Here is a 10,343-nt window from a genome sequence, read left to right on the forward strand (position 1 = left end):
AGGAACGGTGACAGCACTAGAAGGGAGTCACTAATGAATCAAGAAGAATTAGCTAAAAAATTACTTTCTCCCTCAAAGAACTCTCGTCTAGAGAAATTAGGAAAAGGCTTGACCTTTGCCTGTCTGTCTTTGATTGTCATCATTGTGGCCATGATTTTGATTTTTGTAGCCCAAAAAGGTTTGTCGACCTTCTTTGTAAATGGGGTCAACATATTTGATTTCCTATTTGGCCAAACTTGGAATCCTTCAGGTAAACAATTTGGTGCCCTTCCTATGATTTTGGGTTCCTTTATTGTCACAATCCTATCAGCCCTTATCGCAACTCCTTTTGCCATTGGTGCGGCAGTCTTTATGACCGAGGTTTCACCAAAAGGTGCCAGAATCTTGCAACCAGCCATTGAATTGCTGGTCGGGATTCCTTCAGTCGTGTATGGATTTATCGGTTTGCAGGTCGTAGTTCCTTTTGTCCGTAGTGTCTTTGGTGGAACTGGTTTTGGAATTTTGTCAGGGATTTTCGTTCTCTTTGTCATGATTTTACCGACGGTAACCTTTATGACAACCGATAGCTTGCGTGCGGTACCTCGTCACTACCGCGAAGCTAGTTTGGCTATGGGGGCCACCCGCTGGCAAACCATCTGGCGCGTAACCTTGAAGGCAGCGCGTTCAGGGATTTTCACAGCAGTGGTCTTTGGGATGGCGCGTGCCTTTGGTGAGGCTTTGGCCATTCAGATGGTGGTCGGAAACTCAGCCGTTGTCCCAACTTCATTGACAACGCCGGCTGCGACCTTGACCTCTGTCTTGACCATGGGTATCGGAAATACCGTTATGGGAACTGTTGACAATAACGTTCTCTGGTCACTGGCCTTAGTCTTGCTCTTGATGAGTTTGGCCTTTAACAGTGTGATTAAATTGATTACGAAAGAAAGAGGAAAGAAAAACTATGCACGCTAAGAAATTAGATAAAATTGCAACAGCTGTCCTCTACTCGATTGCAGGAATTATTGTTGCTATCTTGGCATCCTTGATTCTCTATATCTTGGTTCGTGGTTTGCCCCACATCTCTTGGTCTTTCTTGACTGGCAAATCATCTTCTTACCAAGCAGGAGGAGGGATTGGAATTCAGCTCTATAATTCCTTCTTCCTTTTGGTCATCACCTTGATTATCTCTGTTCCTTTATCTATGGGGGCTGGGATTTTCCTAGCTGAATATGCCAAAAAAGGTCCTGTGACCAATTTTGTCAGAACCTGTATTGAAATCTTGTCTTCACTGCCATCAGTGGTTGTGGGTCTCTTTGGTTACTTGATCTTTGTAGTTCAGTTTGAGTATGGATTTTCAATCATTTCAGGTGCTTTGGCCTTGACAGTCTTTAACTTACCTCAGATGACTCGTAATGTTGAAGACAGCTTGAAACACGTTCACCATACGCAACGTGAGGCTGGTCTGGCCCTTGGAATTTCTCGCTGGGAGACAGTGGTCCATGTGGTCATTCCAGAAGCCCTTCCAGGTATTGTGACTGGGGTCGTCTTAGCTTCTGGTCGTATTTTTGGTGAGGCGGCTGCTCTCATCTATACAGCAGGACAATCCGCTCCAGCCCTAGACTGGTCTAACTGGAATATTCTCAGTGTGACTAGCCCAATCTCTATCTTCCGTCAAGCAGAAACCTTGGCTGTCCACATCTGGAAAGTCAATAGTGAAGGTACCATTCCAGATGGAACCATCGTATCAGCAGGTTCTGCGGCCGTGCTCCTTATCTTTATCCTCATCTTTAACTTTGGAGCCCGCAAACTCGGAAGCTACCTACATAAGAAATTAACCGCTGCCTAAAGGAGAAGCCATGTCAAAATATAATTGGGATGAAAAGCATATCATCACCTTTCCTGAAGAGAAAGTGGCCCTCTCTACTAAGGATTTACATGTTTACTACGGTAAAAATGAATCCATCAAGGGCATCGATATGCAATTTGAAAAGAATAAAATTACTGCCTTAATTGGCCCTTCTGGTTCAGGGAAATCAACCTACCTCCGCAGTCTCAACCGTATGAATGATACCATTGATATTGCCAAGGTAACAGGTCAAATCCTCTATCAAGGGATTGATGTCAACCGTCCAGAAATCAACGTTTATGAAATGCGTAAGCACATCGGAATGGTCTTCCAACGACCAAATCCCTTTGCTAAGTCTATCTACCGTAACATCACTTTTGCCCATGAACGTGCAGGAGTTAAGGACAAGCAAGTCTTGGATGAAATTGTGGAAACCTCTCTCCGTCAGGCTGCCCTTTGGGACCAGGTCAAGGACGATTTACACAAGTCTGCCTTGACCCTATCAGGTGGTCAGCAGCAACGTCTCTGTATCGCTCGTGCTATCTCTGTTAAACCAGATATCCTCTTGATGGATGAACCTGCGTCAGCCTTGGATCCGATTGCGACAGCCCAGCTGGAAGAAACCATGTTGGAATTGAAGAAGGACTTTACCATCATCATCGTGACCCACAGTATGCAGCAGGCTGCGCGTGCTAGTGACTACACAGGATTTTTCTACTTGGGCGACTTGATTGAGTACGATAAGACCTCTAATATTTTCCAAAATGCCAAACTACAGTCAACCAATGACTACGTAACAGGACACTTTGGATAGAAAGGAAACAGTATGACAGAAGCGATTTTACAGGTATCAGACCTGTCCGTTTACTACAATCAAAAAAAGGCCTTGAATAGTGTTTCCTTATCTTTCCAACCCAAGGAAATCACAGCCTTGATTGGTCCATCTGGATCAGGGAAGTCAACCCTTCTCAAGGCTATCAACCGTATGGGGGATCTCAATCCAGAGGTGACCACAACTGGTTCAGTGGTTTACAACGGCCACAATATCTACAGCCCGCGTACAGATACAGTTGAATTGCGGAAGGAAATCGGTATGGTCTTCCAACAACCGAACCCTTTCCCTATGTCTATCTACGAAAATGTTGTTTACGGGCTTCGTATCAATGGAGTTAAGGATAAGCAGGTTCTGGATGAAGCGGTAGAAAAAGCCTTGCAACGAGCCTCTATCTGGGATGAGGTCAAGGATCGCCTGCATGATTCAGCTATCGGGCTTTCAGGCGGACAACAGCAACGTGTCTGTGTTGCCCGTGTCTTGGCAACCAGTCCTAAAATCATTCTCTTGGATGAACCGACTTCAGCCTTGGACCCTATCTCGGCTGGTAAGATTGAGGAAACCTTATATGGCCTAAAAGATAAATACACCATGCTCTTGGTTACGCGTTCCATGCAACAAGCCTCTCGTATCTCTGACAAGACAGGATTTTTCCTAGATGGAGATCTGATCGAGTTTAACGAGACCAAGAAGATGTTCCTCAACCCACAACACAAGGAAACAGAAGATTATATTTCAGGAAAATTTGGATAAGGAGATAAATGATGTTACGTTCTCAATTTGAGGAAGATTTAGAGAAATTGCACAACCAGTTCTATGCTATGGGACAAGAAGTGCTATCCCAAATCAATCGTACGGTACGTGCCTTTGTTACGCACGACCGTGATTTAGCTAAGGAAGTCATCGAAGACGATGCAGAAGTGAACGAATACGAAGTGAAATTAGAGAAGAAATCATTTGAAATGATTGCCCTTCAACAACCTGTTTCTCAGGACTTGCGTACTGTTTTGACAGTCTTGAAGGCTGTATCTGACTTGGAACGTATGGGGGACCATGCCGTTTCCATTGCCAAGGCTGCAATTCGTATGAAGGGGGAACAACGTATCCCTGCTGTTGAAGAAGAAATCAAGAGAATGGGTCGCGATGTCAAGAATTTCGTCGAAGCAGCCCTTGAACTCTATCTGAATGGTTCAGTAGACCAGGCCTATGAAGTAGCAGCTATGGATGAAAAAATCAACCATTACTTTGATAGCATTCGTGACTTGGCTACAGAAGAGATCAAGAAAAATCCTGATGCCATTGTTACAGGTCGTGATTATTTCCAAGTGATTGCCTTCTTGGAACGCATTGGAGACTATGCCAAAAATATCTGTGAATGGGTTGTTTACTTTGAAACAGGTAAGATTGTCGAACTATAAAATAGATTTATTCTGTATAAAAAGGAGCTAGAAATCAACTGATAGCTCCTTTTATTGAATTAAAAAAATATTTTTAAGATAAAAATTCAAAAAACACTTGACAAGCATCTTGGATAGCGTTATAATTATACAAAATTAACAGAGAGGTTGTTTATTTATGAAATCAAAAAAATGGATATTTGTTTTATGTAGTTTTCTTGCAAGTTTCTTCTTAGTAGCTTGCCAGTCAGGTTCGAATGGTTCTCAGTCAGCTGTTGAGGCCATTAAGCAAAAGGGGAAATTAGTTGTGGCGACTAGTCCTGACTATGCACCTTTTGAATTCCAATCCTTAGTTGACGGAAAAAACCAGGTAGTCGGTGCAGATATTGATATGGCCCAAGCTATCGCTGATGAACTTGGGGTGAAGTTGGAAATTTCAAGCATGAGTTTTGATAATGTCTTGACTAGTCTTCAGACTGGGAAGGCTGACCTAGCAGTTGCAGGAATTAGCGCTACTGATGAGAGAAAAGAAGTCTTTGATTTTTCAATCCCTTACTATGAAAACAAGATTAGTTTCTTGGTTCGTAAGTCTGATGTAGAAAAATACAAGGATTTAACTAGCCTTGAAAGTGCTAATATTGCAGCCCAAAAAGGGACTGTTCCAGAAGCTATGGTCAAGGAACAATTGCCAAAAGCACAGCTGACTTCCCTAACCAATATGGGTGAAGCTGTCAATGAATTGCAGGCTGGAAAAGTAGATGCTGTTCACATGGATGAGCCTGTTGCGCTTAGCTATGCTGCTAAAAACGCCGACTTAGCTGTCGCAACTGTCAGCTTGAAGATGAAGGATGGCGAAGCTAATGCAGTTGCCCTTAGAAAAAATAGTGCTGATTTGAAAGAAGTGGTGGACAAGGTCATCCAAAAACTCAAGGATGACGGCACCTACCAAAAATATCTTGAAAAAGCGGCAACCTTAACAGAAGTTGAACAATAAGAAAAAAGCAGAGTTGGAAGTCATTCCAATTCTGCTTTTAAATAGTTTAAAACCTTTTCCAGAATGTCTAAGGACACCTTGGCAAATTGATAAGGACAGGCACCCAAGTAAGCCTCTTCAAAGAAGTCCAATTTCAGCTGACTGTGTTTGAGGCTGGCGATTTTAGGATACTGTCTGAGGTCTAGCAATAAACCATCATGAAGCGGAAAGTGAGGAAGGGGACAAGGTGTTTTAGCTAGTCTTTCCTCGATTTGTTTTTGGTAAGCTTCCTGATTGGATAAGCGAGCTAGACGATTTTTCTCAAATAATTGACTGTCAATATAGAGTGACAGGGCCTTTTGCATGATGAGGTTGCTGTCGTAATCTAGGATATTTTTGTAGGCCACAAATGCTTCTTTGATAGCATTTGGAAGGATGAGTGCTGTTATCCGCAGGGCTGGAAAGAGGCTGGTTGAGAAGGACTTGATGTAAATGACCCGCTCCTCTGTATCGAGATAGTGGAAGGTCTGGCCCTTTTTGGAGTCCAAATCCCCCAGATAGTCGTCCTCTACGATATAGACTCCATATTTGGCAGCTAAGTCAAGAATAGCCCGTTTGTGCTGCTCTGAATAGGAATGCCCCAGAGGATAGTGAAAACGAGGAATAGTGTAGAAAAACTTAATTTTTCCTGTCTTGAAATGGCCTTCCAGTTCCTCCAAGTCAATTCCATCAATGCCTCGTTTAATCGTTTGATAGTCCAGACCTTGAGCAATCAAGAGGCGATTCATCCGATGGTAGGTCGGCTGTTCCACCAAGATTTCCTTGGCTTGGCTAGGAAAGGAAATTTGAGAAAGAATAAACAAGGCTTGTTGGGTTCCAGAAGTCAGTACCAGTTGGTCAGCCTTGCAGTAGAGAGCTTGGTCAAAGAGGAGTTTATGAATGGATTGTCTGAGTTCTTCAAGACCTTCTTGGTTATCATAGTAGTTGAAGAGGTAGTTTTCCCGGCCAATCAAGGTTTCATTGACACAGAGTCGGAAATCGTCATAGGCGCTGGCATGTTCGTCAGTGACTTCGATTTCTAGATCCTGGTGTTGCCCTTGTTCTAGGACATAGTAACCACTCTGAGGCTTGGCATAGAGGTATTGTTCGTGCCGTAATTCCAGCAGGGCTCGTTGGACAGTATCCTTGCTACAGTGGAAGTCAAGGCTCAGTTGACGGATAGAAGGCAGACGACTACCCGTCGGAAAGTTTCCAGACTCGATACCATTTTTCAGATAGGAAACGACCTCTTGGTACTTGCTTTGTTTCTTCATTCCAGACCTCCCTTGATTTTGTTACATTGTACCCTTTTTTTTCTTTCTTGGCAATGTCTAAGGTGTTTCTATCGTTCACATCTAGGGGCAAATGTGGTATACTTAGGAGTAACATTTATAGAATAATACTCTTCGAAAATCTCTTCAAACCACGTCAGCTTCGCCTTGCCGTAGATATGGTTACTGACTTCGTCAGTTCTATCCACAACCTCAAAACAGTGTTTTGAGCTGACTTCGTCAGTCTTATCTACAACCTCAAAGCAGTGCTTTGAGCAATCTGCGGCTCGCTTCCTAGTTTGCTCTTTGATTTTCATTGAGTATAACAGACAAGAAAGTGAATGGATAAGAACGTGCAGGAACCAGTGAAATTATTTCAATACAATACCCTTGGAGCCTTGATGGCTGGACTTTATGGTGGTACCATGACAGTAGGAGAATTGCTAGAGCATGGTGACCTTGGTTTGGGAACCTTGGATTCCATTGATGGAGAATTGATTGTCTTGGATGGCAAGGCTTATCAGGCCAAAGGGTCAGGAGACCAGCCAGAGATTGTGGAAGTGTCGCCAGATGCCCTTATTCCTTATGCAGCAGTAGTACCGCACCAGGCAGAGGTCATTTTCCGCCAGCGGTTTGAGATGACAGACAAGGAATTGGAAGAACGAATTGAGTCTTATTATGATGGGGAAAATCTTTTCCGCTCAATCAAGATTCGTGGGGAGTTTTCGCATATGCATGTGCGCATGATTCCTAAGTCGACACCTGATACCAAGTTTGCTGAGGTCGCAACCCATCAACCTGAATATAGTCGCGACAATGTGGCAGGGACCATCGTTGGTTTCTGGACGCCAGAGATTTTTCATGGTGTCAGTGTGGCAGGCTATCATCTACACTTTATCTCAGATGACTTGACCTTCGGTGGTCATGTCATGGATTTTGTCATCAAGGAAGGAATTATCGAAGTGGGAGCTGTTGACCAGTTGGATCAACGTTTCCCAGTCCAAGATCGTCAATACTTGTTTGCTAAGTTCAATGTTGACGAGATGAAAAAAGATATTGAAAAGGCAGAATAGGAGAAGAAAATGACTATTCATATCATTATTACCATGTTGCTGTTGCTGGCTTTCTTGATAGGGAGCATTTGGTATGCCAAAAAGAAATACCAGATTAATCTAGCTGTCTTGGGCTTGGGGGCTGTTGCCTTCTTTGTCTCTTCACAGATTTTAGAAAAACTGGTGCATATCTTGGTTTTACATCCTCAAAAAGACGGTAGTATTGCCCTCTTGCAAGACCATCCGCTTGTCTATATCATCTATGGCCTAGCCATGGCAGCATTTTTTGAGGAAACTGCTCGTCTTATTTTCTTCAAATGGTTGGAGAAAAAGAGAAGTTTGGAAAAGGCAGATGCCTTGGCTTATGGATTGGGGCATGGTGGCTTGGAGTTGGTTTTCCTAGGTCTTACTAGTTTGATTAATCTCTACATCGTTCTCTCAGCAGTTCAAACGCAAAATCCACAGGTCATGCAATTGCTATCTGAAAATATGTTGAAAACTATTCAGTCGCTATCAGTCTGGCAGATTTATTTGCTTGGTTTTGAGAGAATCTTGGCCCTAGGTTTCCAATTACTCTTGACTGTTTGGGTTTACCAAGCTGTTCGCCAGAAGAAATGGATTTATCTCCTAGCAGCCTATGGACTACATGCCTTCTTTGACCTGGCACCATCTCTAGCCCAAGTTGGCTGGTTAACCAATCCAGTCTTGGTTGAAGTTGTCCTAGCACTAGAGCTCGTTCTGCTTGCCTATGGAACCAAGGCTATCTTTTGCAAAAAATCATAAGAAAAAGGGGGAAACCTCTTTTTTTGTTTAAAATAAGCCCAAGATTTTTTTAGGGTCGTCAAATGGTCTTAAAAATGGTATAATGGAATGAATTTTGTAAAAGGAAGAGTGTCATGTCAGTAAAAGAAAAAATGCTTGAAATCTTAGAAGGAATTGATATCCGCTTCAAGGAACCCTTGCATAGCTATAGTTATACTAAAGTAGGTGGAGAGGCTGATTATCTGGTCTTTCCACGAAATCGTTTTGAGTTGGCTCGCGTTGTTAAATTTGCCAATCAAGAAACTATCCCTTGGATGGTTCTTGGCAATGCCAGCAACATCATCGTTCGTGATGGTGGGGTTCGTGGATTTGTCATCTTGTGTGACAAGCTTAATAACGTTTCCGTTGATGGCTACACCATCGAAGCTGAAGCTGGGGCTAACTTGATTGAAACAACTCGCATTGCCCTTCGTCATAGTTTGACGGGCTTTGAGTTTGCTTGTGGCATTCCTGGAAGCGTTGGTGGAGCTGTTTTCATGAATGCGGGTGCCTATGGTGGCGAGATTGCCCACATCTTACAGTCTTGTAAGATTTTGACTAAGGACGGAGAAATCGAGACCCTGTCTGTCAAGGACTTGGCTTTTGGTTATCGCCACTCAGCCATTCAAGAGTCTGGTGCAGTTGTCTTGTCAGCTAAATTTGCCCTTGCTCCAGGAAGCCATCAGGTTATCAAGCAAGAAATGGATCGCTTGACGCATCTACGTGAACTCAAGCAACCTTTAGAATATCCATCTTGTGGTTCGGTATTTAAGCGTCCAGTCGGGCATTTTGCAGGTCAATTAATTTCAGAAGCTGGCTTGAAAGGCTATCGTATTGGTGGTGTTGAAGTGTCAGAAAAACACGCAGGTTTTATGATCAATGTTGCTGACGGAACGGCTAAAGACTACGAGGACTTGATTGAGTCTGTTATCGAAAAAGTCAAGGAACACTCTGGCGTTACTCTTGAGAGAGAGGTCCGTATTTTAGGTGAAAGCAAGTAGGAAGTTTTAGTTAAAAAGCTGCTGCTATGTCATGGAAAGGGGATGAAAGCCTATCGTCAGTGCAGAAGAATGTAGGCAGTTCAATCTCCTACACGAGGTAGTAGCGGCCTGACAGAGCCCTGATCTGTTAATCTATGAAAAAGAAGGAATAAATGACAATTGAAAAAACCAATTATTGAATTCAAAAACGTCTCTAAAGTTTTTGAAGACAGCAACACCAAGGTTCTCAAAGATATCAACTTTGAGTTGGAAGAAGGGAAATTCTACACTCTTTTAGGCGCATCTGGTTCAGGAAAATCAACCATCCTTAACATCATTGCAGGTTTGCTGGATGCGACGACAGGAGATATTTTGCTGGACGGTGTCCGCATCAACGACATCCCAACCAACAAGCGTGACGTCCATACGGTCTTCCAATCCTATGCCTTGTTTCCACATATGAATGTGTTTGAAAATGTTGCCTTTCCACTTCGCTTGCGCAAGATTGATAAGAAAGAAATCGAGAAACGCGTAGCGGAAGTTCTCAAGATGGTCCAGTTGGAAGGTTACGAAAAACGTTCCATCCGTAAACTCTCTGGAGGACAACGTCAGCGTGTGGCTATTGCCCGTGCCATCATCAACCAACCTCGTGTGGTTTTGTTGGATGAGCCTTTGTCAGCGCTGGACTTGAAATTGCGGACAGACATGCAGTACGAACTGCGTGAACTGCAACAACGATTGGGCATTACCTTTGTCTTTGTCACTCACGATCAGGAAGAAGCCCTCGCCATGAGTGACTGGATTTTCGTTATGAATGATGGCGAGATTGTCCAGTCTGGAACTCCTGTGGACATCTACGACGAGCCGATTAACCACTTTGTTGCCACCTTTATCGGGGAGTCAAACATCTTGCCAGGTACCATGATTGAGGACTACTTGGTTGAGTTTAACGGCAAACGCTTCGAAGCGGTCGATGGGGGGATGAAGCCAAATGAACCTGTTGAGGTTGTTATTCGTCCAGAGGACTTGCGGATTACCCTTCCTGAAGAAGGCAAGCTCCAAGTTAAGGTTGATACCCAGCTCTTCCGTGGAGTTCACTATGAAATTATCGCCTATGACGAACTCGGAAATGAATGGATGATCCACTCAACTCGTAAGGCCATCGTGGGTGAG

General features: G+C 43.5%; 11 protein-coding genes. 10 read left to right on the forward strand and 1 reads right to left on the reverse strand.

Going from position 1 to position 10,343, the window contains the following annotated elements; translation table 11 throughout:
* The first annotated feature begins 33 nt into the window (after positions 1 to 33).
* From pstC to PAN06_RS10875, 6 genes are all read left to right on the forward strand, one after another.
* Complete coding sequence (pstC, locus tag PAN06_RS10850; RefSeq protein ID WP_001070903.1) at positions 34 to 951, forward strand: phosphate ABC transporter permease subunit PstC; 918 nt, start codon at positions 34 to 36, stop codon at positions 949 to 951.
* Positions 941 to 1,825: a phosphate ABC transporter permease PstA gene (pstA, locus tag PAN06_RS10855; protein WP_000543046.1), complete on the forward strand. Its 885-nt coding sequence runs from the start codon at positions 941 to 943 to the stop codon at positions 1,823 to 1,825. Before pstC ends, pstA begins: the two co-directional genes overlap by 11 nt.
* Positions 1,826 to 1,835: 10 nt before the next feature.
* Positions 1,836 to 2,639 carry a phosphate ABC transporter ATP-binding protein PstB gene (gene pstB / locus PAN06_RS10860; RefSeq protein WP_000049848.1) on the forward strand — a complete coding sequence of 268 codons (804 nt, stop codon included), beginning with the start codon at positions 1,836 to 1,838 and terminating at the stop codon, positions 2,637 to 2,639.
* A gap of 12 nt (positions 2,640 to 2,651) precedes the next feature.
* Positions 2,652 to 3,410: a phosphate ABC transporter ATP-binding protein PstB gene (pstB, locus tag PAN06_RS10865; RefSeq protein WP_261148489.1), complete on the forward strand. Its 759-nt coding sequence runs from the start codon at positions 2,652 to 2,654 to the stop codon at positions 3,408 to 3,410.
* 11 nt (positions 3,411 to 3,421) lie between these two features.
* A complete protein-coding gene (phoU, locus tag PAN06_RS10870; RefSeq protein ID WP_000946458.1) occupies positions 3,422 to 4,075 on the forward strand; it encodes a phosphate signaling complex protein PhoU in 654 nt (217 codons plus the stop codon).
* A 157-nt stretch (positions 4,076 to 4,232) separates the two neighbouring features.
* Positions 4,233 to 5,048, forward strand: a complete 816-nt coding sequence (locus tag PAN06_RS10875) for an ABC transporter substrate-binding protein (protein WP_261096510.1) — start codon at positions 4,233 to 4,235, stop codon at positions 5,046 to 5,048.
* Between the two features lie 20 nt (positions 5,049 to 5,068).
* Here the strand turns inward: PAN06_RS10875 and PAN06_RS10880 are convergent, their stop codons facing one another.
* On the reverse strand, positions 5,069 to 6,340 hold the full coding sequence (locus PAN06_RS10880; RefSeq protein ID WP_269796306.1) for a PLP-dependent aminotransferase family protein: 1,272 nt from the start codon (positions 6,338 to 6,340) through the stop codon (positions 5,069 to 5,071).
* 338 nt (positions 6,341 to 6,678) lie between these two features.
* Between PAN06_RS10880 and budA the strand changes: the two genes are divergently transcribed.
* The 4 genes from budA to PAN06_RS10900 form a co-directional block, all read left to right on the forward strand.
* On the forward strand, positions 6,679 to 7,410 hold the full coding sequence (gene budA / locus PAN06_RS10885) for an acetolactate decarboxylase (RefSeq protein ID WP_000360298.1): 732 nt from the start codon (positions 6,679 to 6,681) through the stop codon (positions 7,408 to 7,410).
* 9 nt (positions 7,411 to 7,419) lie between these two features.
* Positions 7,420 to 8,172 carry a YhfC family glutamic-type intramembrane protease gene (locus PAN06_RS10890; protein WP_269796307.1) on the forward strand — a complete coding sequence of 251 codons (753 nt, stop codon included), beginning with the start codon at positions 7,420 to 7,422 and terminating at the stop codon, positions 8,170 to 8,172.
* Positions 8,173 to 8,285: 113 nt separating this feature from the next.
* Positions 8,286 to 9,191, forward strand: coding sequence for a UDP-N-acetylmuramate dehydrogenase (murB, locus tag PAN06_RS10895; RefSeq protein ID WP_269796308.1), 906 nt, complete (start codon positions 8,286 to 8,288; stop codon positions 9,189 to 9,191).
* Between the two features lie 159 nt (positions 9,192 to 9,350).
* Positions 9,351 to 10,343 (forward strand): ABC transporter ATP-binding protein (locus PAN06_RS10900; RefSeq protein WP_269796309.1); only part of this gene is annotated, 993 nt, incomplete at its 3' end.

The organism is Streptococcus sp. SM3 (assembly GCF_027497875.1).

Excerpts from the sequence above, each read along its gene's own strand:
- pstC (WP_001070903.1), top strand. The coding sequence starts at position 34 with ATGAATCAAGAAGAATTAGCTAAAAAATTACTTTCTCCCTCAAAGAAC.
- pstA (WP_000543046.1), top strand. The coding sequence starts at position 941 with ATGCACGCTAAGAAATTAGATAAAATTGCAACAGCTGTCCTCTACTCG.
- pstB (WP_000049848.1), top strand. The coding sequence starts at position 1,836 with ATGTCAAAATATAATTGGGATGAAAAGCATATCATCACCTTTCCTGAA.
- pstB (WP_261148489.1), top strand. The coding sequence starts at position 2,652 with ATGACAGAAGCGATTTTACAGGTATCAGACCTGTCCGTTTACTACAAT.
- phoU (WP_000946458.1), top strand. The coding sequence starts at position 3,422 with ATGTTACGTTCTCAATTTGAGGAAGATTTAGAGAAATTGCACAACCAG.
- PAN06_RS10875 (WP_261096510.1), top strand. The coding sequence starts at position 4,233 with ATGAAATCAAAAAAATGGATATTTGTTTTATGTAGTTTTCTTGCAAGT.
- PAN06_RS10880 (WP_269796306.1), bottom strand. The coding sequence starts at position 6,340 with ATGAAGAAACAAAGCAAGTACCAAGAGGTCGTTTCCTATCTGAAAAAT.
- budA (WP_000360298.1), top strand. The coding sequence starts at position 6,679 with ATGGATAAGAACGTGCAGGAACCAGTGAAATTATTTCAATACAATACC.
- PAN06_RS10890 (WP_269796307.1), top strand. The coding sequence starts at position 7,420 with ATGACTATTCATATCATTATTACCATGTTGCTGTTGCTGGCTTTCTTG.
- murB (WP_269796308.1), top strand. The coding sequence starts at position 8,286 with ATGTCAGTAAAAGAAAAAATGCTTGAAATCTTAGAAGGAATTGATATC.